The 24,111-nt window shown below is 40.7% G+C and carries 18 protein-coding genes; 7 read left to right on the forward strand and 11 right to left on the reverse strand.

Going from position 1 to position 24,111, the window contains the following annotated elements; all coding sequences use genetic code 11:
• Positions 1-93 precede the first annotated feature (93 nt).
• The 5 genes from ACQQ5U_RS13500 to ACQQ5U_RS13520 all read left to right on the forward strand — a co-directional run bounded on the left by ACQQ5U_RS13500 (position 94) and on the right by ACQQ5U_RS13520 (position 7,062).
• Positions 94-981, forward strand: a complete 888-nt coding sequence (locus tag ACQQ5U_RS13500) for a leucine-rich repeat domain-containing protein (RefSeq protein WP_437398286.1) — start codon at positions 94-96, stop codon at positions 979-981.
• 146 nt (positions 982-1,127) lie between these two features.
• Positions 1,128-2,249 (forward strand): efflux RND transporter periplasmic adaptor subunit, encoded by a 1,122-nt coding sequence (locus ACQQ5U_RS13505; protein ID WP_437398287.1) that lies wholly within the window; start codon positions 1,128-1,130, stop codon positions 2,247-2,249.
• Between the two features lie 12 nt (positions 2,250-2,261).
• Positions 2,262-5,552, forward strand: coding sequence for an efflux RND transporter permease subunit (locus ACQQ5U_RS13510; RefSeq protein ID WP_437398289.1), 3,291 nt, complete (start codon positions 2,262-2,264; stop codon positions 5,550-5,552).
• Positions 5,552-6,877 (forward strand): TolC family protein, encoded by a 1,326-nt coding sequence (locus ACQQ5U_RS13515; protein WP_437398291.1) that lies wholly within the window; start codon positions 5,552-5,554, stop codon positions 6,875-6,877. Before ACQQ5U_RS13510 ends, ACQQ5U_RS13515 begins: the two co-directional genes overlap by 1 nt.
• A gap of 2 nt (positions 6,878-6,879) precedes the next feature.
• A complete protein-coding gene (locus tag ACQQ5U_RS13520) occupies positions 6,880-7,062 on the forward strand; it encodes a CPXCG motif-containing cysteine-rich protein (RefSeq protein WP_437398293.1) in 183 nt (60 codons plus the stop codon).
• Positions 7,063-7,073: 11 nt separating this feature from the next.
• Here ACQQ5U_RS13520 and ACQQ5U_RS13525 read toward each other — a convergent pair whose 3' ends face one another.
• From ACQQ5U_RS13525 to ACQQ5U_RS13555, 7 genes are all read right to left on the reverse strand, one after another.
• Complete coding sequence (locus tag ACQQ5U_RS13525; protein WP_437398294.1) at positions 7,074-7,907, reverse strand: glycoside hydrolase family 16 protein; 834 nt, start codon at positions 7,905-7,907, stop codon at positions 7,074-7,076.
• A gap of 94 nt (positions 7,908-8,001) precedes the next feature.
• Positions 8,002-9,198 carry an MFS transporter gene (locus ACQQ5U_RS13530; RefSeq protein WP_437398295.1) on the reverse strand — a complete coding sequence of 399 codons (1,197 nt, stop codon included), beginning with the start codon at positions 9,196-9,198 and terminating at the stop codon, positions 8,002-8,004.
• Positions 9,199-9,548: 350 nt separating this feature from the next.
• The gene (locus ACQQ5U_RS13535; RefSeq protein ID WP_437398296.1) at positions 9,549-10,346 is read right to left on the reverse strand and encodes a hypothetical protein; all 798 of its coding nucleotides are present in this window, start codon (positions 10,344-10,346) and stop codon (positions 9,549-9,551) included.
• A 23-nt stretch (positions 10,347-10,369) separates the two neighbouring features.
• A complete protein-coding gene (locus ACQQ5U_RS13540; protein ID WP_437398297.1) occupies positions 10,370-12,085 on the reverse strand; it encodes a SusD/RagB family nutrient-binding outer membrane lipoprotein in 1,716 nt (571 codons plus the stop codon).
• A gap of 30 nt (positions 12,086-12,115) precedes the next feature.
• Positions 12,116-15,358, reverse strand: a complete 3,243-nt coding sequence (locus ACQQ5U_RS13545; protein ID WP_437398298.1) for a SusC/RagA family TonB-linked outer membrane protein — start codon at positions 15,356-15,358, stop codon at positions 12,116-12,118.
• A 369-nt stretch (positions 15,359-15,727) separates the two neighbouring features.
• A complete protein-coding gene (locus tag ACQQ5U_RS13550; protein WP_437398299.1) occupies positions 15,728-16,213 on the reverse strand; it encodes a helix-turn-helix domain-containing protein in 486 nt (161 codons plus the stop codon).
• Positions 16,214-16,287: 74 nt separating this feature from the next.
• Positions 16,288-17,808 (reverse strand): helix-turn-helix domain-containing protein, encoded by a 1,521-nt coding sequence (locus tag ACQQ5U_RS13555; protein ID WP_437398302.1) that lies wholly within the window; start codon positions 17,806-17,808, stop codon positions 16,288-16,290.
• 397 nt (positions 17,809-18,205) lie between these two features.
• Between ACQQ5U_RS13555 and ACQQ5U_RS13560 the strand changes: the two genes are divergently transcribed.
• Positions 18,206-19,537 carry a tyrosine-type recombinase/integrase gene (locus ACQQ5U_RS13560; RefSeq protein WP_437398303.1) on the forward strand — a complete coding sequence of 444 codons (1,332 nt, stop codon included), beginning with the start codon at positions 18,206-18,208 and terminating at the stop codon, positions 19,535-19,537.
• Between the two features lie 171 nt (positions 19,538-19,708).
• Here ACQQ5U_RS13560 and istB read toward each other — a convergent pair whose 3' ends face one another.
• Together istB and istA are read right to left on the reverse strand one after the other, a co-directional pair.
• Positions 19,709-20,440, reverse strand: a complete 732-nt coding sequence (gene istB, locus ACQQ5U_RS13565; RefSeq protein WP_437398305.1) for an IS21-like element helper ATPase IstB — start codon at positions 20,438-20,440, stop codon at positions 19,709-19,711.
• Positions 20,441-20,460: 20 nt separating this feature from the next.
• A complete protein-coding gene (istA, locus tag ACQQ5U_RS13570; protein ID WP_437398307.1) occupies positions 20,461-21,984 on the reverse strand; it encodes an IS21 family transposase in 1,524 nt (507 codons plus the stop codon).
• A gap of 155 nt (positions 21,985-22,139) precedes the next feature.
• Between istA and ACQQ5U_RS13575 the strand changes: the two genes are divergently transcribed.
• A complete protein-coding gene (locus ACQQ5U_RS13575; RefSeq protein ID WP_437398510.1) occupies positions 22,140-22,841 on the forward strand; it encodes an McrC family protein in 702 nt (233 codons plus the stop codon).
• Positions 22,842-23,369: 528 nt separating this feature from the next.
• Here ACQQ5U_RS13575 and ACQQ5U_RS13580 read toward each other — a convergent pair.
• Together ACQQ5U_RS13580 and ACQQ5U_RS13585 are read right to left on the reverse strand one after the other, a co-directional pair.
• Positions 23,370-23,717 carry a hypothetical protein gene (locus tag ACQQ5U_RS13580; protein WP_437398309.1) on the reverse strand — a complete coding sequence of 116 codons (348 nt, stop codon included), beginning with the start codon at positions 23,715-23,717 and terminating at the stop codon, positions 23,370-23,372.
• A gap of 30 nt (positions 23,718-23,747) precedes the next feature.
• Entirely contained in the window at positions 23,748-24,095 is a 348-nt protein-coding gene (locus ACQQ5U_RS13585) for a hypothetical protein (RefSeq protein ID WP_437398311.1), read from the reverse strand.
• Positions 24,096-24,111: the final 16 nt, after the last annotated feature.

Consider the following 24,111-nt stretch of genomic DNA (forward strand, 5'->3'; position numbering starts at 1 on the left):
ACAAAGTAAGGTGTATTCACCGATTTAATTTGTAAGGTGTTTCTTCTTTATCGTACTTTGTAGGTAAATTCCGTACAAGTAAATAAGTATTAAATGATTCGGGTAGCCATTTTTTTCTTTTGTTTGATGATTTCTTCAGGCGTATCTTTTGCCAGTGGCCAGGTATCCCCTAAAGAGAAAGCAGCATTGGTAGACTTATACAATAGTACCAATGGTGAGGACTGGAATGCTTCTTGGGATTTAGCCGCCCCTATAAATTCATGGAAGGGTGTAGAGATTAAGGATGGACATGTAGTGGGCATCACTCTATTTATGAATAATTTGAGTGGCGTGCTTCCTGAAAGTATTGGTGATTTAAAATATCTTTCCAATTTGAATCTAGCTTTTAACCAGATTGCGGGTGTACTGCCAGAGGATATTGTAAAACTTGACAAATTAAAGGTTTTCCGTTTAGAGATGAACCGAATCAAGGGTGCCATTCCTACAGGGGTGGATAATTTAAAAGAATTGGAAGTATTTTCCATGTTCAACAATTTTTTGAGTGGTTCAATTCCTGAAAATTTTGGAAAGCTTAAAAACTTAAGGGAGCTCAACCTTTCCAGTAACAATATAAAAGGGGAAATACCTAAGTCCATAGGTAATCTTTCAAACTTGCAGGCTTTGGGACTTTTTGAAAATAAGTTGGAAGGCCAGATACCGGCGGAAATTGGAAACTTGGTGCAGTTAAAGGAATTGGTGCTGTCCAATAACCAATTGGGTGGTGAAATTCCCAAAGAATTCGGTCAATTGGCAAGTTTGGAAATATTACAACTTCAAAATAACCAATTCAATTCTCTCAATGTTCTCCACAATATGAACACAAAACAGTTTTTGGTTTTTGATACGGACGATAATACCTTGAATCCAAGGTTTAATGATATTCAATTTGAACGTACTCGAATGGCAGATACCAAATTCGAGGACGAAAACGAAAACGAGTAGTTAGTTATTACTTTAGTTTGTTTGGTTTGGGGATGCAGGCGTGTATCCCCATTTTTTTTACGACAGAGGTTGGTCAGTTTTATGAAATATTTAACCATTGTAAAAAATGTAGGGAATAGATTTGCAATGATTAAACCAACTAGCGAATGCGAAAGCTCATCATATCGGCCGTTGCCGGTGGTATTATAATTGTTGCTTCCTTATACTTTGCGGGAATTATTGCAGATAGCAAGGATAATAGAAGACCACCAAACCAAAAGGTGGTAAAGACTGTTTTTGTAGATACGGTAAAGAATGCAACCATTCCCATAATGGTGCCAGCCAATGGTAACCTACAAGCCAAAAAAAGAGTAGAGTTATATTCAGAAGTTCAAGGAGTTTTTAGACCGGGCAGTAAACTGTTCCGAACAGGACAAGAGTATACTGCAGGGCAAACCCTTATTAAAATAGATGCAAACGAATACTACGCATCTGTGCAATCGGCCAAAAGTAACTTGTACAACTTACTTACTTCCATAATGCCTGATTTGCGATTGGATTATCCTGAAATATATCCAAAGTGGCAGGCGTATCTTAATAGTTTTGATTTGGAAAAGACAACTCCGGAATTACCGGAATTAAGTTCTGAAAAAGAAAAATTCTTTATTACCGGAAGAGAAATAATCACAAATTACTACAGCGTAAAAAACTTGGAACAACGATTATCCAAATATATTATCAGTGCACCTTTCACTGGAGTGTTGACTGAGGCTTTGGTTACCGAGGGAACCTTGGTAAGGTCCGGACAAAAGTTGGGCGAGTTTATCAATACAGGATTGTACGAATTGGAGGTTTCCGTAAGTAAGACCTATGGAGACTTTTTAAAGGTTGGAAAAAAAGTGGAGCTTTCCAATTTGGAAAAGACCCAAACTTATGTTGGAGAGGTTACTCGGGTAAATGCCAGTGTTGACCAGAACTCACAAACAATAACCGTTTACATTGAAGTTAGTGGAGACAACTTGAAAGAAGGCCAATACCTCGAAGCCAACCTCGAAGCCAAAGAAGAAGCGGATGCAATAGAAATCAATAGGTCCTTGTTATTGGAAAACAACCAAATTTTTGTGGTAAAGGATTCCATCTTGGATTTAATGGATGTAAAGCCTATTTTTTTTACGGATAAGACCGTGGTGCTCAAGAATGTTCCGGACGGAGAAGTAATCGTAGCTAAACCAATTACAGGTGCCTATGCAGGTATGTTGGTGAAAGTTTTTGAAGAAAGTAAATCCTAAACCACCTCAGCTGTGAGAAAAATTATCTCGTATTTTATTAAATACCACATGGCAGTAAATGTCTTTATTTTGGCATTTTTTGTTTTTGGGGTCGTGGGGATACTTTCCTTAAAATCATCTTTTTTCCCGCTTAACGAAGCTCGGAATATTACCATCAATATTACTTATCCAGGAGCCTCGCCACAAGAAGTTGAAGAGGGGATTGTCTTAAAAATTGAGGATAATTTAAAAGGCCTCGAAGGTGTAGAAAGAGTGACTTCCACATCAAGGGAGAATAGCGGTACGATCAATGTAGAGATTGAGAAAGAAAGAAATGTGGACTTCATGTTGTTAGAGGTTAAAAATGCGGTGGATAGGGTGCCAACCTTTCCCACCGGTATGGAGCCTTTAATTGTTGCCAAGCAAGAACCTGTTAGGCCTACGATAAGTTTTGCCGTAAGTGGTAAGGATATTCCCTTGGCCACTTTAAAGCAAATTGGCCGTCAAATAGAAAATGACCTTAGGGCAATCGATGGCATATCTCAAATTTCAATTTCTGGTTATCCCGATGAAGAAATCGAAATTGCGGTTGATGAAAATAGCCTACTTGCCTATAATCTCTCCTTTAGTGATGTTGCGCAAGCGGTTTCCAACGCAAACATCTTGGTTACCGGAGGTAATATCAAAACAGTTACGGAGGAATATCTTATCCGAGCAAATAACCGCTCGTATTATGGCGACGAACTTTCCAACATAGTTGTTCGAGGGGATGCCGCAGGACGTACTATTCGGCTAAAAGATGTTGCAACCATTAGGGACAGGTTCTCAGAAACACCCAACGCTTCATATTTTGATGAGCAATTGGCCGTTAACATAACAATTACCAGTACCAATACCGAAGATTTAATGGGTTCTGCCGAAAATGTTAGGCAGTACATTAATGATTTCAATGAGAAATACACCAACGTCCAGTTAGATGTAATCGATGATCGATCTATAACATTGACACAACGTACCCAGCTTTTGACCGAGAATGCAATAGTGGGGATGATTCTGGTATTGGTATTTTTATCCCTATTCCTTAATACTCGATTGGCGTTTTGGGTGGCCTTTGGACTACCTATTGCATTTTTGGGAATGTTCATTTTTGCTCCAATGTTCAATGTAACGATCAATGTATTGTCCTTGTTCGGGATGATTATCGTAATTGGTATTTTGGTGGATGATGGAATTGTGATCGCAGAGAACATTTATCAGCATTATGAAGATGGGAAGTCACCGGTAAAGGCAGCTTTGGACGGCACAATGGAGGTTTTGCCACCGATTATTTCGGCGATTATAACCACTATTTTGGCCTTCTCCATTTTCTTGTTCTTGGATAGCCGTATTGGTGAATTTTTCAGTGAAGTATCCGTTATTGTTATTCTAACCTTGGTGATTTCGTTAGTAGAGGCCTTGATTATTTTGCCCGCTCACTTGGCACATTCCAAGGCACTACATCGTCATAAGAAAGAACCTAAAACAAGTATTGCCAAAGTTTTTGCGGAGCTTAGGGTTATCAATAGGATTGGCGATAAGATAATGAATTATATGCGGGACAGATGGTATAGTCCTGCCCTTCGCTTTATGATGAATTATAAGATTTTGTCTTTTGCTCTTTTCTTTATGGCATTGGTTTTAACCTTTGGTTCCATCGGTGGAGGTATTGTTAGAACTTCGTTCTTTCCTAGGGTAGCTAGTGATCAGGTATCTATAGAGCTTACCATGCCCAATGGTACCAACGAAAAAGTTACAGACTCCATAATAAGTCTTATTCAAGAAAAAGCCCATATCGTAAACAAAGAACTTACCGATAAATATTTACAAGGCATGGATAAGATGCTTTTTGTGAATATGATCAAGAATTTGGGACCTGGTTCTTCCTCAGCTAGTTTGGAGATCAATCTTTTACCTGGAGAGGAACGACCAGATGGTATACGATCAGATATGGTTACTACCCGCTTAAGGGAGCTAGTTGGTCCCGTAATCGGTGTGGAAAGTTTAATATATGGCTCTGGAGGTAATTTTGGGGGCAATCCGGTTTCCGTATCCTTGTTGGGAAATAACATTGCCGAGCTAAAGGCTGCAAAGGAAGAACTCAAGCAGGCCATGGAAGGCAATGCAAACCTGAAAGATGTTACGGATAATGATCCGGCAGGCATTAAGGAAATAAGATTAGAATTAAAGGAAAATGCATATTTGCTAGGATTGGACCTCAGAACTGTAATGAATCAAGTACGAGGTGGATTCTTTGGAGCACAGGCACAACGTTTTCAAAGAGGACAAGATGAAATAAGGGTTTGGGTCCGCTATGATCGAGAAAACAGGTCTTCCATTTCCGATTTGGATGAGATGAGGATTTTGGCTCCAAGTGGTGACCGTATCCCTCTAAAAGAAATAGCATCCTATACTATTGAAAGAGGGGATGTGGCCATCAACCACCTAGAGGGTAGAAGGGAAATCCAAGTATCTTCAGATTTAACAGATCCCGAGACTACCAGTGGAACCGATGCCATGTTATGGATACGAAATGAAGTATTGCCGGAGATTTTATCAAAATATCCTTCAATTACACCCTCCTACGAAGGGCAGAACAGGGAGGCTAACAAGTTAATAGGTTCCTTAGGTTTCGTTGGGCCAATTGTATTGTTCCTGATTTTTATAACCATAGCGTTCACTTTCAGAAGCATAAGCCAACCATTGTTGTTGATTTTTATGGTGCCTTTTAGTTTGACTGCAGTGGCATGGGGACACTGGATACATGGTTTTCCCATTAATGTACTTTCCATGTTGGGAATTATTGCCCTAATTGGTATTATGGTGAATGATGGTCTGGTTCTAATAGGTAAGTTCAATATCAATCTGCGTAGCGGGATGAAATTTGACGATGCATTATATGAAGCCGGTCGTTCTCGATTTAGGGCCATATTTTTGACTTCAGTTACTACAATAGCTGGTTTGGCACCGTTGCTTTTGGAAAAAAGCCGTCAAGCCCAATTTCTAAAGCCAATGGCCATTTCCATTGCTTATGGAATAGCCTTTGCCACATTATTGACTTTGCTTATGCTGCCATTGCTCCTATCTTTTGGAAATAATGTAAAGGTTTTGACCAAAAGGTTGTGGACAGGAGAAGAGGTTACCAAAGAAGAAGTGGAACGAGCTATTCGTGAAAAACATGAAGAAGAGGGGATGCAAGCAGATAGTATTCCTTTAAATGGAACCGATAGTAAAAACGTTTCTCATAATGGAGAAGAAACCTCAAAAGTTGTAGAAGAGACCACATAATGAAAAGCATTTTTTATACCGTATTCCTAACATTATTGTTATTTGGCCCGTTGGCTAATGCTCAAGACCAAGTGCTTACCAAGCAAGAGGCCATAGATTTAGTTCTAGAAAGTAATTTGGATATTCAAGTGGCCCGTAACATAAGAGTAATAGATGAGAACAATGCCAACATCCTCAACTCAGGCTATTTACCAAGTGTAACCGGAAATGCCAGTGGCAGTATTGACAAACAGGATTCTGAAGGTGTCTTGGGCAATGGTGATACTAGAACAGCAGAAGGAGCAGAAACCAGAAGGTACAGTGCCGCGGTAAATGTGAATTATACCTTGTTCGATGGATTGGGAAGATATTACAATTATAAGAGTTTTAAAGAAAGGTCACAACAATCAGAACTAGAAGTTCGCCAAACCATTGAGAATACCATTCTACAATTGTTTTCAGTCTATTATGAAGCAGCCCGTCTTACAGAAAATACAACTAATTTGGAAAGAGCTTTGGAGATATCCAAGGATAGGTTAAAAAGAGCTCAGTATCAGTTTGAATTTGGACAGAATACAGGTCTGGATGTATTGAATGCAGAAGTGGATATCAATACGGACAGTATTAACTTATTGAATTCACGTCAGCAACTTAGAAATACCATGCGGGACCTGAATTTAATTCTGAACAGGGAACTATCCTCGCAATTTTCCGCCGACACAACGGTCAATTTTGTCCCCGAGCTTCAGATGGAAAGCATGTTCAATGAAGCCCAATTAAATAATGTAAGGCTTCAAATTGTTGAAAAGGACCTTAATATGGGCCTTAATGATATTAGGGTGGCCAGAAGCGGATATTTGCCCACAATTGGTTTGACAGGAACGTATGGTTGGAACGAGTCCAACAATAACAGTCCATTGGCTTTTGTACTTCAAAACACGTCTACCGGAGTAACAGGAACGGTTAATCTAACTTGGAATTTGTTTGATGGAGGGTCTACCATTACCGGAATAAAAAATGCAAAAATCGCTTATAAGAATCAGGAAATAGCGAAAAAACAGATACAACTGGAGGTAGAAAGGGATATTCGAAACGCCTGGGATAGCTATACCAATTCATTATATGTTTTGGAGGTACAGGAGAAAAACTTGCAGACCAACCAAAACAACTTTAGACGTACCGATGAACGTTACAAACTTGGACAGGTAACTTCCATAGAATTCAGGCAGGCCCAGTTAAACTTGTTGAACGCGGAATTGGCCAAAAGTCAGGCCAAGTACAATGCTAAATTGGCCGAATTACAAATGCTTCAAATTAGTGGCCAGTTGCTCAATGTAGATTTTTAACTATGTACGAGCATTTTTTTCAATGTCCTTACTGTTGGGAAGAAATCTCCTTCTTATTGGATGTCTCTGTATCGCAACAGACCTATGTAGAAGATTGCGAGGTATGCTGCAACCCTATTGAGGCAACGGCCAAGTTCAACAACCAGGAACTTGTTTATTTTGATGTTAAGGAACTAGGGCAATAGAACCTCGCTCTCTATTGATAAATTCTTACATAATCAATTTCAAAGATATCTTCCACAAAATTTGCTGGTACATCGCCTCCCAAGTTGCCACCAATGGCAATGTTCAAGATTAAGTAATGTTCGTGATTATATGGTTTGTCATTAGTATTGGGCAGTTCAAAAACCAAAGTATCATCAACATAAGTTTTAATGCTCACACTATCCCACTCCATGGAATAGATATGATATTCGTTGGATGCATTGCGAACAGTTGTTTCTCCTCCCATGTTCCTGTATTCTTTAGTTTTTAGGTCACCCCAATGGAAATGGGATATCGTTTTGTTTTTGTCCCATCCAGTTTGTTCCATGATATCTATTTCTCCAGAGAGCGGCCAACCTACTTCGCCATATTGATTTCCATAATAGTTGCCCGTTTCGTTTACATTGGCTCCCAAGGTCCAAATCGCTGGCCACGTTCCTGCGCTGCTAGGCAGTTTTGCACGAACCTCTACGCGTCCGTAGGTAAAGATAAATTTAGAATTCAGCCTTGCCGAGGTATATTCTTTTGTGCTTCCGTTGTACGAATATTGTTCTTTGATGGCCTTGATTTTCAAGGTTCCTTCGCTTACATAGGAATTGTCTTCCCTATCGGTATAATGCTGTAATTCATCATTGTGCCATCTGCCATTGTTCGGAGGAATTATTTGATGATGCCATTTTTGGCTATCGGGTCTACCATCGTATTCAAATTCATCGGCAAAGACCAATGTCCTAAACTCAGTATCCCGATCTTGGCTTGTATAGACAGCTTCACCTTGCCCTATCAACCCAATAAAAATGAAAAATAATAAGATGAAAGTTCTCAACAGTTAAATTTTAATCATTTATCAAAACTAATATACCAAAATGATTTAAGGAGAATTTATGCTAAGTAAACCATGAAAGCAAAACTGTTCACAGTTATTGGGATGCTTTCTTTTTCCGTAGTTTTTGTGTGTATAAAATTGTAATTCCAATACCTGCGCCAATACAGGCTAGAACACCACCCACTACACTGGCATAGTTCACTCCGAGACCAAAGACCATGGGCAAGCCTCCAAAATAGGCACCCGAGGCATTTCCCATGTTAAATGCGCTTTGATTCATAGAAGAACCTAATTTCTCAGCACCTTTGGCAGCTTTAATAATAGCTATTTGAATTGGTGCAGTAATAGAAAAGGTGATAACGCCAACAATAAAACTGAGCACAAATAAGGCAATACTGCTGCTGGCAAAAATTGAATTTAAGACAAGCACCGTTGTCATGCAAAGCAGGCTTATGACCACTGATTTTATAGGGTTAAAGATTTCCACCATTCTTGCGCCCAAAAAATTACCAAAGAACATTCCAAGACCAGCGACTATCATAACATACCCAACGTTGGCTTCTGGCAGTTTTGTCACAGAAATAACCAACGGGGCGATGTAGCTGTACCAGGCGAAAAAACCACCGGTGCCCACAGTGGTCAAAGCAATCAATGCCCATAGCTTTTTATTTTTTAAACCTTGGGATGGACTTTGGGCTTTTGAATCATCTATTTTTTCCAGGTCATTTTTTGGCATCCAAAAATAGAGGCTGGATAAGGTTGCAATTCCTGCAATGCCAACTAACATAAAAGAATAGCTCCAATGCAATTCTTGTCCAATATAAGTACCCAATGGAACTCCCAAAATATTGGCAACGGTCAATCCGGAAAACATAATGGCCATGGCTTGGGCAGCCTTGCCCGGTTTGGACAAATAGCCTGATATCACCGCCCCAATACCAAAAAAAGCACCATGCGGCATACCGGATAAAAACCGAAAAACCATCATGACCCAATAGTTGCCGGAAAAAGCGGATATGGTATTAAAGACGGTAAACCATAACATTAGGAACAACAAGGCTTTTTTGGGATTCAAGTTGTTTGTGATGCGTGCCATTACGGGAGCACCGATAACCACTCCTAAGGCATAGACAGCAATAAAGTGCCCTGCTTTGGGTATGGATATTTCCATAGAATCTGCAATATTGGGTAAAATACCCATGATCACAAATTCCGTAAGACCTATACCAAATCCTCCTATGGCAAGAGATAAAAGCGCTTTTTTATTGGTGGGTCGAGAAGTGTTGTCCAAGCTTGTTTTCTTAAGATGCAAAGGTAAGTCCTAAGAAATGAAAGTGGTACAAGGATATTCGCTAAATTATATTTTGAATTGTCTTGGAAGAAAGTAAAAACAGCCTTGAGGATTGGACTAATTCAAATACATTCAAAAAATGAAACAAATACTTTTGAAAAGATATTTTGGGTTCAAGGCTGTTGTGAAGATTACTTTTTTTACCTACCTCTAAACTACGTCAACATTCGGTTCTTTTCGGAAATCCTCAACCGCTAGTACTCATCCCGATTTATAAGAACCATTTTCAGGTAAAAATAAAAGGCCCGTTCCAATTGGAACGGGCCTTTCTTTTGAACAATATGTAAAAATCAATTGATACAAGGTGATGGATTAGGTCCAAAAGGGCCTAAGACTTCACCATCCGGTGTCTCTATAGTGTAAACATGTTCTTCTTCAAACGCACCACTAGTGTACGAAATAACCAACTCACTTCCGTCCGGTACATCAACATTAAATGTTGCTGCATCACCTCCGGTAAATGTGTAGTCTGTGGTTACACCATCAATTTCAAAAGTGACAAAAGCACCATCCCATCCATCTCCAAAGAGATCCTGCATTTCAATGACCCAAGTTCCAGGGACAGTTGTTCCCGAAATTGGAGAACATTTGACCAGTACAATGAAGTTAAAGGCTTGTAATTGTTCTGGTTGACCAGTTACGGTGGCACTGTAGTTTTCTGCAGTTGTAACAGTACCATCAACTCCAGTGGATTTTCCTAAGAATCGGATAAAATCACCTCCAGAAATGTCGTCTACCGTTATACCCAAAGCACTTGCTATGTCCGTATAAGGGATGGAGATGTCACTAGGAAACTCCGTTATCGTTGCTAGTTGTACAGTATCTGTGGATACTCCTCCTGATTCCAAAGTCACACTTAACTCCCAAGAAGCAACATTGTCGCTTGCATCATCAACAGTTCCTGAAAGGCTTGAGGAGGCAAGGTCACCTTTGGCAACAATGGTCTGGTCCAGTACGATTCTTACATACGGAGCAGCTGAATCCTCCAGTTCGAAGACATTGAGTGGATTTTTGTCACTGTCCTCGCATGCTGCAATTCCCAAGGTCAGGAGAACAAGACCTAATATATATTTAAAGTTACTTTTCATCTGTATTGTTTTATAGTTAGAAATCAATCAACGAATCCTTCAGGGTTAGTGTCCCAGAATACTGGAGTACTTGGAGCACTTTTTTGTGTGATGTTCGTGTTGCTGTCCGCTGCGGTTTGCGAATACCACATGGATCTCAGGAATGTTCCTGGGTCTGGGGTGGTAAATGCAGGTGTCAGATTATCTGGTTGACCAGTTCTTCTGTAGGTGTTGTAAGCCTCTATTCCATTGCACCACAAAGCTATAAAGTACTGCTCTACGATAATACGAAGCTTGTCCGTATCGTCTCCGGCATCGTAATTGGCCAATATTTCCGCAACATGATTATCGATTGCGGTTGTGGTTGCCTCATATCCTGTACCACTTGCCAAAGGCGCTCCAAAATTTACCACGGTGCCTATGGACTGTCTGATTCCTGTTTCTAGATAGTCCCTGGCATTACCAGTTGTATTCAATGTCAATGATGCTTCCGCCAACATGAAATAGGTGTAGGATGACATTAGGATAGGTGATATACCTGCTCCTGCCAATCCTTCGCTTACAGCTCCGGAACCGGATACATTTCTAAAGGAATTATCATCGAACGGTCCCCCAACAGGATACGTGCCATGAAGTGTTCTGAAGGCGTCATCTGGTGGAATACCGTCATCATCTAAATGGTTTCTCCCCCAATACCCACTTAAACCATTGGTAGAGGGTACCAAACAATAGGGCTCTGTTGGATCCCACCAAGCTGGCAGCGATATTTCTGTAACACATTCTTTGGTAATCACATCGGCACCTGAAAAATCCTCTTGTTGTCGGTAAAAATAGTACCGTATTCTTGGGTCGGGTTCACCGTATTGATTGGCCATCAAATTCATGTAATAATTGGAGGTATAAAAATCCGAACTTGGTCCGGCACCATCATAGTTTGCATCAAAATAAGGATGTCTGCTATCTGGTGAGGCATTGTTGGTGCCCCACTGGAAGAAGAAATCATCAGAAGAATCAAGAATCAATTGGTTTCCGCTGATCAACTCGTTGATACGAGAAGTAGAGACCGATGCCCCAAAACCTTCTGCGCTGGCCAAACGTGTTTGCAAGTAAAGCTTTAAACGCATAGTATTGGCTACTTTTCTCCATTGACCTTCGTTACCGTTGTAAAAAAGATCATTCAATGGCAATGAGGTCTCATCTTTGCCAAGATTAGCGATAGCGTCCACTAAAAGCTGGTCCGCTGCCTGGTATATGGAAGCTCCTGAATCCACTGCGGGATTTAATATTCCTTCTCCACCAGAGACAGCTTCTGAGTAAGGTACATCTCCAAAGAAATCTACCATGGACATCATGATATAGGCTTCCAGAATTTGCCCAATGGCAATATGGGTAAACTGGCCAGCTTCTTCCGCTAGAGGGTTCATAGTTCTGATATCGATTAATGCTCTTGCATAAACATTGTCCCAAACCCTATCAAAATTTGATGGATCATAGTTCTCACGATAGGTTGGGCCAAAACCATGTTGCATTCTCACGGGCTCCATGCCAAATTGGCTGAGCCCGTTTTCTGCACGTCCTTCTTCACCAGAGTGGATTTGTGCTGTCATCAGTTGTATTTGATTCAAGAAGAAATCAACACTCGCCTGCGACGGATTTAATGCATTTGGACTCTCCACAACATCCAAGGAAGTGGTCTCACAGCCCAACATAACTGTCAGCGCAGCGATTATGAGACTTAGTATATTTGATATTTTTTTCATAATATATTTTTTGATTCTAGTTAGCTGCTTTTAAAATGATGCTCTTACTGTAAGACCATATCTTCTCGTTGATGGTCCAGTGAAGAAATCAATTCCTTGTCCATTACCAACACCTGTACTTGAAGAGTTGGTATCGTAACGAACATCGTCAGGGAAGTTCACCGCTTTGTACCATAGGTTGGAACCAGAAAGTGTTAAGGACAAACTACCGAAAGGTGTTTTATCCAACATTTTCTTTGGAATGGAATATCCCAGGGAAGCTTCTTGCAACCTGATAGTGGTACCATCAAAAATGTTTACTTCGTTTATACCACCGGCAAAAAAGGTATTGAACCCAAATTCGGTGGCAGAGATGGCAACATTATTTGGACTTCCATCAGCAAAAACTCCTGGTAGTACATAGTTGGATTCCCTGTGGATGGGATCATCTGCATCAACAACACCACGACCAATTAAACCTGCTGTGGTTACCGAGTAAACATCACCTCCGTGGCGATATTGTAGATTGGCCGATAGGGTAAAGTTTTTAAATGTTATTGTAGGGATAAGGGCAGTTGTCCAATCTGGGTTTGGATCCCCTATCTCGGTGATGTTATTGTCCACCAAATAACGCCCATTGCTACCTACTACTTTGTTTCCATTGTCATCTCTTTGGATTGTGCTTCCCAATAGTACACCAAATGGTCTTCCTTCCACAGCATAGTTTGCTGCTTCACCGGAAACGGCAAATGTCAGAAGAATGTTATTGGTGCCTTCGGCCAAGTCTGTTACCGTTGTTTCACTTGCTGTAAAGTTTCCGGCAAGGTTAAAGCCTATTCCAGCTTCACTTTCTCTTAGGATATTAAGGTCATAATCAGCTTCAATACCTTTTGTCTCAACTTCACCAATGTTTACAAAAGTGGAGCGGAAGCCTGTTGAGCTATCCAAAGTACGGTTGGTGATAAGGTCTGTAGTGGATTTTTGGTATAAACTCAAATTAAAATTGAGCCTGTTGAACAATCTAGTGTCCAAACCAATTTCCAACTCTTGTACTCTTTCTGGGGATAAATCTCTGTTACCCAGTACATCAGAAACAGTGTTTCCGGAAACTACATTTCCATTGGCATCCACAAAGGTTCTAGCACCTAATGAAAGTACATCCCTTGTGTTGAATGGAGTAGGGAAACCTGCGGAGGATCCATAACCCAATCTAAGTTTGGCATAGTTCAACACATTTCCTTGCAATGCAGGAAACGCTGTTGTTGGGATAAACGATAAGCTGGCCCCAGGGTAGAACAAGGAGTTGTTTTCCCTTTCCAAGGTAGAGGACCAGTCGTTTCTTCCAACGACGTTTAAATAAAGTAAATCTTTATAGGAGAGCGTGGCGTCTAAATAAACACCGACCAAATTCTCTTCAAAATTTTGGTTCAGATTTGCTCCGGAGAAAGAGTTGACAGAAGAAGGAGTGGTAAAGTTATAGTGTTCCAACACTCCAAATACCAATTGGCCTTGACTTTCTATACCATCTTGTGCGTAGGTGTCCCTTCTACTATTGGCGCCAAATGTTGCAGTCAGATTTATATCTTCTGAAAGACTTTTTTCTGCACTTAAGAGAAGGTCATGGTTCCAAATGGAATTTCTTACTGAGGTTGTTCTTAAAATACCTAATGTAGGCCCATCAACACCACCTCTATTCTGTCCGTAAGAGTTCAACTCGGTATAGGTGTCCAAACCTACTCGGTAGGTAAGGTTCATCCAATCGTTAATGGCATAACTCATGGAAACGTTTCCGGTAAAGCGGTCAGTTTCCTGTGCAGTTTTGGAATTTGCTACAGTCCAATATGGATTTTGGATATCGTTACCTGAACGATAGTATAGGCTTCTACCATCAACCGCTTGGAATGGAATATTGGTTAAATCAACACTTCTAGGGGTATATAAGACATCACCAAATATTGCAGAACCATTGAATGCGGCCCCACTACCGGTACTAACCGCGTTTGGTGGTGACTTGTACCCTGTTCTTGCAAAATTAAAGACTCCCGATACGGTGAAGTTATTGGATAAAGTGGCATTACCACCTAAACTAAAATTGTTACGAAGTAATTTGTTTCCTGGAGTAACCCCTATATCTTCAGTGCGTCCATAATTTGCGTTGAAGTTTACTTTTTCCGAACCTCCACGTACATTAACGGAAGTACTGTACACATAACCAGTCCTGAAAAATTCCTCTACACCGTTGTAAGGTTTATAAGGATATTCGTTGTCCAATAGGTCTTCATAACCTGCAATAAGGGACGGGTCTGCAATATAATTGAACGGGTGTCGAAGTAGTGCTTCTCCATTGGAACCAGTGCGAATGAACTGTCCCGCTGTGGCTATCCCATCATCATCTGTTCTGTCGAAACGGGGCCCCCAGTTACTAAAAAAGAAACCAAAGCCTTGGTGAAATCCACCTCCATAATTGTCCTGAAACTTTGGAAGTACTGCATTGGACATAAATACGGATTGGGTTACCGATACTTCGGTTTTGGAGGGCGCATCACCAGTTGCTGCACCTTTGGTGGTAATCAAGATTACCCCGTTACGTCCTCGGTTACCATATAATACGGTAGCACTCAATCCTTTAAGCACACTTACACTTTCAATATTGTTTGGATCTAGGTCCAAAAATCGACTGGATTCTGTGTTTCCATCCAAAAAGTTGGTCTGTGTATTTGTTCCAGAATCAAAAGGAATACCATCTACAATAAACAAAGGTTGGTTGGATTGTGTAGCGGACGAATATCCTCGAATAATGATGTTGGTACCTGAACCGGACATCCCGTTGTTCGAAGTAATATTGACACCAGCTACTTTTCCGTTCAATACACGGGCCACATCAGCTTCAGGTCTGGATTCAACCTTTTCGGATTCAACAGTGGTCACGGAATATCCCAGCGACCGTTTTTCCCGCACAATACCTTGGGCAGTTACTACTACTTCCTCCAGTTGGGATGCATCTTCTTCCATTTGTACATCAATAGTATTCCCGGCTCCAACGCTTCTTTCTTGTGTTCTTTGACCTAAATAGGAAAATACAAGAACATCTCCTACACTGGCTTCAAGGGCATAGTTACCGTCAAAATCGGATTGCGTACCCTTTACGGTACCCTTAACAATAATGTTTACACCGGGCAAGGGTACCCCTTCTTGGTCGGTAACCGTTCCGGTAACCGTTTTTTCTTGAGCATGGGCAAATGCTATCGATAGACACATGGCCAACAATGCTCCAAACAGTTTCTTTACTTTCATACGAATAAAGTTTTGTTAGTAATTTGAAATGAGTTAGGGCAACTGAGAAAGGTGGACGGCGCTAGGAAAATGATAGCTAATTCAAATAATACTTCTGGGAAGTGAACAAAACTCAATGGATTTTGTTTTTTTAAGAAGTAGAGCCTCTCACCGCCCTACCTTTACAATTGCATAACAAATCAACCTATATGAGCTGTAGAATAGGTACTTTTTAAACGGCAAGAACCTTAAAAACAAGGATGCCCATGGGGAAGTACCTTTTTTAACACCTCAGAATTAATTTTATAATCATTTGATAATGAGGCACAAAAAAACCTCCTGAATTTCAAGAGGTTTTTTTGAATAGCTTTAAGTGATTTAATGGGTGCGCTACGCCATTTGTATTTCCTGCTGTTGTCCAACGAATCCTATGTTTGCTGCAGCTCTATAGTCGTTGGGGTTTAGCCCGGTAATTTTCTTAAATGCGCTATAAAAACTGTTCTTACTGTTGAAACCTACTTCGTACATAATGGCCTTTACACTTAATGTAGGGTTTGAAACCAGTAGCTTTTTTGCTTCCTTTATTCTGTATTCGTTTAAAAAGGAATAAAAGTTTTTGGAGAGGTAGGTATTGATTACTTGTGACACTTTGTATCGATTTTCTTTAATATGTCCGGAAAGGATATCCAGACAAATAGTATTGTCCCTGTAGATCTTGTCCTCTTCAAAAGCTTTCTTGATTTTACTTTGAATAGCCAAGGCTTCTTCTTCCGTTAATCCAGATTTCTTGTACTTTTCATGACTGTTTAAGGGGTCAGTAGTCTGGTACTCCTGCCCAATGTACTTAAAAACGAGTTGTTTTAGTAGCCGTTTCATATGATTGATGATTTTTGATTGATGACTACTAGTTACTTAAAAAACCTTTGTTCTAAGGTGCTCCCGATAAGAATTTACCCTTGGTTTAGGTTGTTGAGATATTCACTGGGGGTAATTTGGGTGTCTTTTTTGAAAGCTTTGTTGAAAGAAACTTTGTTGTTGTACCCAACTTCATAAGCAATGTCAATAATATTGAGTTCATTTTCTTTTTCAAGAAGTTCTTTGGCTTCTTGAATACGATAGGAATTCACAAACTCTCTAAAGCTCATGTTGAAGTGTTCGTTAATGAGTTGCGAAGCATTGTGTCGGGTGGTGTCCAGTTTATTGGCTACCATGTCCAGATTTATATCGTTATTACGATACAATTTCTCCTTTTGAAAAAGGTCGCTGAGGTTTTGCTTCAGTTCATTGGATAAACTATCCGTTAGTCCTGACTTAACATACTTTGGAAATAAACGGTTTGTATAGGAGTAGAGTCCACTGAAAACATCGGGTTGAACATTCGCAGCATAGCCTATGTATAGTACCATGGCGCTCATTAAAACAATAGGAGCATGGTAGAATGTGCCGCTGTTTATTCCGGTAATAATGTACCCGCCATAAATCACATAGACTACCACGTAACTTATATGGATCGTATAAATGTTTTTTTGCCAGATCCTTGTTTTTTTACTTAAACCAGCTTTGTTTTTTAGAAGGATTAGGTGCACAAAATAGGCATACACTGCCAACGAAATTACTTTAAGCACAACCAACAATATTAATTTCGTGGAATCACCGGGGTTTAAACCTTCTTCCAATCTTTGTAACATGAGGTTTACTTTGTGCGAACCAGAAAAACCATAAACTGTTAAAAAGAGGTAGATGGTCAATACTACAGTGGGTAAAAAGTGCCAAATGTCTTTTTTGTTGAGGTCGGTTGACTTGGAGACTCTCTTATAATAAAGAAAAAGTAACGGGCCATATAAAAAGGAAGACCAAGTGGACATGAGGTAGGTATGCGGAAACTCAAATACATAATTAGTCTGGTTAACGCAAATATTTAAAATAAACAAGGAATGTATAAAGACAAAGGTGCTTATAAGAACCCTTGCTTGTTTGTCGATTTTCTTGTTGATTAACAAAACAAAGGTGACATAAAAACCTATAAGCGAAACGAAGAAATAGAATATAGACCATATCGTAAATTTTGGCGATACTGTTCCGAATAATTTCGCAAAACTTTGTTCATCTCTAATTCTATCAAAATCTTCGTGAAGTAGAAAGGTTGGCTTAAATTCTATATTAAAATAATCGTATATATAGGCAATGGACTCTTTCGGGTGGTTTAAAGCGGCTTCACAAAGCGCCAACTTTTTTAAGATGTGAATTTTCTGTCCCCTATTGGTAACGTCAAGGTTCTTTTTATAAAGAGAAACAGCTTCCTTGAATCTATGAATGTTGAAGTAGTAATCTGCCCGATCGATGGAATCTTTAAAACTTTCTGCTGTGGGCGTAGGTATACCCGCATAACCATTACTCACGGTAATGCCAAAGGCCAACATGGGGTTTAGCCATAGAAACATTAAGACAATGTATTTGGTAGATTGTCTCATTTTTGATTGATGATGAATTAGGCATCAACAAGTTATGAAAATAAGTTGTTAAAAACGTTAACAAACTATTAAAGTAGGTAAGCCCCGATAAAAGTTTACTTCTGTAATGCCGATAGGGACAAGGATTTCGCGAATACACATTAAAAAAGCCGAGAAAACGTTCTCGGCTTTTTTAATTCGCTAGTAGCGGGGACTGGACTCGAACCAGCGACCTTCGGGTTATGAGCCAAAAGGTATACTCTGCTATATAGGTGTAATATGTATCTAAATAATTGATAATAAGAGTTATATATATTATTAAATATTAGATGAGTTCATTTGAAATGATATTATTCTGTACTTATTCTGTACTATGATTTAATGAATCGCTTATCTTTGTAGTCTTAACTGGATTAATATGGCGAGTGTAAAAATTGTTCTCAGAAAAAATATGATCCGAAAGGATAAAACCATTCCTTTGGCGATACGTATTAGTGCGAATTACAAAACAAATTATAAGTGGTTAGGTGTTTATGTGCTTGAAAAAGATTGGGATCGACGCTTAGGACGAATAAGAAGCAGTCATCCAAATTATAAACGTTTGAATAATCATCTCCTTAAAAAGCTTACAGAAGCCAACGATTTATTTTTAAACTCAGAGAATAATTTAACTCCCAAGCAAGCCAAACAAAAATTAAAGGGTGCCAGTGGTTCTAAATCCTTTTTCTCTTTTGCTGCGGATCGGGTTCAGGATAAATATGAACGAGGAATTTTTTCAGTAGCTAAATCCGAACTTTCCATTCTCTACAATATCCAAGAGTTTCTAAATTGTGATTTATCAGAGGGTAAATTAACTGTAAAAACTGAGATTAGGAAAAGACGCATTATACGTATAAGCAAAGGTAGAAAGGGTGAATATAGTTTTTCGGATTCAATTAAGTTGTTTAAAAAGAGTAAGGATTTAATGTTTCAAATGATAGATGAAGCATTTCTTGAAAAATACAAAAATTTCTGTGCGATTTATTTAGACCAAAAGCCTCGGACTGTCACAAATCAGCTAATTTTTATACGAACGCTTTATAATAAAGCAATCAAGAATGGCTATGTGGACGCAAAATTTTATCCCTTTGGTAACGACAAAGAACAAATTAGGGTTGGAAACAGTCACAAAATTGGTTTAACCAAAGATGAAATTGTGAAAATTGAATCTTTAGTACTTGAACCAAACACCTCTATTTGGCACACAAAAAATGTATGGTTAACTGCTTTCTATTTTGCGGGAATCAGAATTTCCGATGTTGTGAAGCTAAAGTGGACTGATATTAAAGATGGAAGACTAATTTACATAATGGACAAAAACAAAAAGTCTGTAAGTTTATCCGTCCCAGATAAAGCAACAAAGATATTTGAAAGTTACAAGATGTTTAAAGCTGATAATGATGGATACATATTTCATTTTTTAAAAGGTGTCAACCCTAACAATGAAGAAGATATTTTCAGAAAAACGAGGAATGCGACGAAACTATTGAACAAGTATCTCAAAAGGATTGCTGTCCAATGTGGAATCGAAAAGCATTTAAGTAACCACATAGCTCGGCATTCCTTTGGAAATATAGCTGGGGACACCATCCATCCTTTAATGCTCCAAAAATTATATAGGCATAGTGATTTAAAAACCACCATTAACTATCAGGCCAATTTCATTCATAAAGAAGCTGATGAAGCTCTCGATAGTGTGGTTAATTTTTAGAACGTATAGTCTCTCCATTGAATTGAAATGGTCAATTTTCCATGTTATAAGTTAACTTTCGTCCATATTGAGTGACACGCTGGATAGGGCGGTCAATGTATACCACCTGCGGCGGATTAAACTGAGCAGTGCAAATCAAGTGCACGAGATCGACTCATTTTGGTGCTGAAGTTAACGTTTATTTTTAATTTTTTTCCTCATCGATTCCCCTTTTATGTCCACCCTGTGGGCCGAGTGCACCAGACGGTCAAGGATGGCGTCAGCGATCGTTTTTTCACCGATGACATCGTGCCATGCCTCCACGGGCAGTTGTGAGGCTATGATGGTGGACCTTTTGCCGTGCCTGTCCTCTATGATCTCCATCAAAGAGTGCCTGTTGATGTTGTCCAATGGTTTTAGGCCAAAGTCATCCAGTATGAGCAGGTCCTGTTTTTCAAGTTTTCCAATGAATTTTAGATAGGACCCGTCCGCCTTTGAGGTTTTGAGCAGGGTAAAGAGCTTGGCCGTGTTGAAGTACATGGTCCTGTACCCCATTGAGCAGGCCTGGTGCCCGATGGCCGAGGCCAGATAGCTCTTGCCGACCCCGGTGCTCCCGGTAATGAGCATATTTTCACCCTTGCGTATAAATCCACAGGAGGCGTAGCGTTGTATCCTGTTCCTGTCGATGTTCCTGCCGGGGCCGTAATCGATGGCCTCCATAACGGCACCGTACCTGAACCTTGCGGCCTTTGTCAGGCGCTCGATCTTGCGGTTGTGCCTATCGTCCCATTCGGACTGTACAAGATAGGCCACCAGTTCATCGTTGGTATAGTCCATGCTCTCGGGCGAGAGGCTGGTTCCAAAGGCCCTGAGCATCCCGTGGAGCCTGAGCTGTTTCATCTGTTCCAATGTCTTTGTGTTCATGTTGTCTGTTTTAATGTTTGTCATTTATAATAGTTTCCTCCCCTGATGTTATCGTGGTCCGGGACCTCGGAGGTATCCTCCGGGTCGTCCTCCAGGGTGTCCCACCCTTTTTTCAGTATCCGCTCCACCATGCTGTAATTATAGGCCCCATAGTCAGATGCCCGCCTACAGGCATTGTCCAGCCGTTGGTCGCCGACCTTCTTGGCCAGGTGCAGTATGCCCATGCAGGACTTATAGGATTGTTCCGGATGTTGTTTCTTGTCGAGTATCCCGATGATGTACCCCTTGCAGTTCTCGCCGATGTGGGCGGCCCAGGAGATGAACTTCTCACTGCTCCATTCGCTGACGAACCTGTGGTGGGAGGGCATATGTTCCGCTGCGGTGGTATAGCCGTAGCGTTGCCGCTTCCTTTCATGGACGGCCAAACGTTCGTGCCTGTGGTATATCTCCACGAAGCTGTCGGTGTAGACGATCTTCACCTGTTTGCCGATGTGCCTGTAGGGAACACTGTAGTAGTGCTTGTCCCTGCCAAGGTAGATATGACTGTTCTTGTGGACCGTTCCCTTTGCATAAGATCTTATCTCATATCGTTTCAATGGAAGGGGGCCGAGCTCCGGCACCTCCACTTCCCGGAAGAGGGAACACCTGGAGTATTCCCTTCCCCTGAAGGAAACATTGTTATGGGCCCTTAGCAGTTCGAGGATGGCCCTGTTGATCTCGCCCAGACTGTGGAAGGTGGTGTTGCGCAAAGGGGCGAACACCCTGGTATAGACAATGCGCACCGCGTTCTCCACGATGGCCTTGTCCCTTGGCCTGTAGGCCCTTGTCGGCAGCACGGCGGTATCGTAATGCTCCGCAAAATCGGCAAAGGCCTCGTTGACCTTCGGCTCGTAACTGCTGCTCTTGGTAACTGCGGACTTCAGGTTGTCGGTCACCAGGGCACGGGGGACCCCGCCATAGAACCACAGTGCGTTCTCGGTACATCGCATGAAGTCCTCCAGTTTCTGGCTCCGACAGGCCTCCACGTAGGTGTAATGGCTGCTGCCCAGTACGCACAGGTATACCTCGAGTTCCTGGATCTCTCCCGTATACTTGTCCGTTATATGGAGCTTTTTGCCCGTAAAATCGATGAAGAGCTTGTCGCCCGCCTTATGGGTGAAGTGCATCACTGGCGATGTCTCCTTTGTCCATTCACGGTACCAGTACCTGAACTGGGAGAGCTTGAACCCGTCCGGGTGCCTCGCATGATACTCTTCCCAGAGCAACTGTCGCGTGACCCCCGTTTTTCGGAGTTCCTTGTCAAAATAGGGGAAGTACCGCTCTAAGGTCCTCAGCTGTTCGCTCTTGGGCTTTTGGTCCGCCTTGAAGAGCCTATGGATCTCCTCCAGGGTCATCTCCGAGACCTCGTAGGGCGTCAGCCTGTAACACTTGAAGAACTCGATGTACTTGGCCACCGTGTTGCGGGAGATGCCAAGTTCCTTGCTGATGCGTCGCTTGCTGGCCCCCTCGCCGTACAATTTGTAAATCCTTTTTGCCTTGCGCATATCTATCTGTTTGTTCGCCATGGTCTTTTTTACAAAAGAAACCATCGCAACACTCAAATAGAATCGATCTTTTTAGTGGCTCACTTTCATCCGCCCCACTATGCTCACTTTGGTCCGCCGCGGGTGGCTCAGTTTAATCCGCCGCAGGTGGTATAATATGCCCGTTTTTTGCAACCAATCACCTCGAACATCAAATTTTAGGATTGGCATTAAAGATTATAGCGCAATTTTCCAATGGGACGTATCTCTATTCCAAATGCAAGACCGTACAATTGGATTTTCCAGAAGTGGACCTCATAAAACCTCATCCGTGGCTTTTTTCAAAATTGGTCTACAATCGAAAGAACAAAGCCTATAAAACCGCACTGGAAATTGCTAGGATTATCATCCTTAATTTTGCTCCTAGTGTTTCTTCTGGTAATGAGAAGATGCTGGCACTCTTATTTGACATGAATAACTTATGGGAGGAATACGTGCTCGTAAAATTGAAATCGTTGAAAATTGAAGGGCTTAAGGTTATTGGACAATCCTCTAAACGCTTTTGGCACAATGTCTCTATCCGTCCTGATATAGTCATTCAAAAAGATGATGAGGTGTTTGTAATCGACACCAAATGGAAACATATTCAATCCAACAAACCCTCAACCCATGATCTTAGGCAAATGTTTGTTTATAATCGATATTGGGGGTCTTACAGGGCTTTGTTGCTGTACCCTTCCAACAGACTGGAAAAACCATCCTTTAAGCCTTTTAAAGAAGAACAGCAAGAATGCGCAGTTGGAAAAGTCAATATAATTGAAAATGATAGCTTGAAAAGCAACTTGGGATATGACATTATCAATTGGCTAACAAAATAAACGTAAATCAATTTATTAAATGCTTTCAATTTTTTGTTCCGCTCACGGGACGAAAATTGTAAAGCAAGAGGATAGCGCGCAAGCGCGGCGCTATTTATTTATTTTCCTTCGGAAAAGCCCATTTTCACTGTTTTTTTCAAAAATATTGAATAATGAAGTTTAGTGCATTTTTGACTAAAAAAGGCATTCAGCCCAGTAAAATCAATGGATTTTTGACTAAAAAATGGCTTTTTGGAGTCTAGTTGAAATTTCTAATGAAGACACTAATTTGTTTAATTAATTTTGTAGACCGATTTTCCATTTTTGATGAAAAAATGCTCTCAGCCCAGTAAAATCAATGAATTTTTGATGAAAAAATGATTATTGAAGGCTTTAGTCAAATGTTATTATGAAGCAATTCTTTTGACCGTCTTGACTTTCTTTATAGATGCCATTTTAGCGTAAAAACAAATTCAGCCCGGTAAAACCAATTGATTTTTAGCATAAAAATCAAAAATCAGTAACTTCTTTGGGCCAGAAATGCCTAGTTCATTCCCCTTTATTGGTTTTCTTCTCTTCCCTGTAGAATAGGTTCAATTGGTCCATTAAAGCCTCTTCACCGACCGGCATCAAACGGTTGGCGATGGTCATCGCTTGATGGATGAATTCCTTCTCGTTCCTGTCCATTACATCGTCAGAGCCAAGATCGGGATTTATTGCCCGCATGGAAAGGTATAACAATGCGCGAACGGTCAATAACAGATCGGCATGACCGTCAAGGTAAAAGAAGGTGGGTTGGAACTTGTCCTTGAACCAGGGATGTGGGACCAAGGTAGGGGAATGGTCATTGGAATGATGCCTCAAATTCTTTAGGAGCTTTTCTTCGTTTGGGCTCATGATGTGATGGATTTGAATTGACTTATGGGATTACCTGTTTTTATGTTTCGATAGCATTTCATCCAGTTTGTCCATATAGTACATTTGACTATCTGGAAGGATGCTCAGCACAAGTTCTAATACTTGGGTAATACTATCCTCCTTTGAGGCATTATTGTTTTTAGGGGCCAACATCATCCCATCACTATCAAGAGCGAATACACAGAGCTGCAATAAGCTTCTTATCTGCATCAAAAGGTGGTTGTTGTCCCTGACCTCGAAGAAGACATGGTTTCCATTGGGATCAATGGACTTTTTGTTTCCAAGCAGCCCGGTAAGATTTTTTCTAAGCTTTTGTATTTCCTTCAAGGTTTTGAGTTGCTTCTTTTTGTGTTTCATTGCTTATGGTTTTGGG

This window comes from Flagellimonas lutimaris (assembly GCF_051494225.1).
GTDB lineage: Bacteria > Bacteroidota > Bacteroidia > Flavobacteriales > Flavobacteriaceae > Flagellimonas > Flagellimonas lutimaris_A.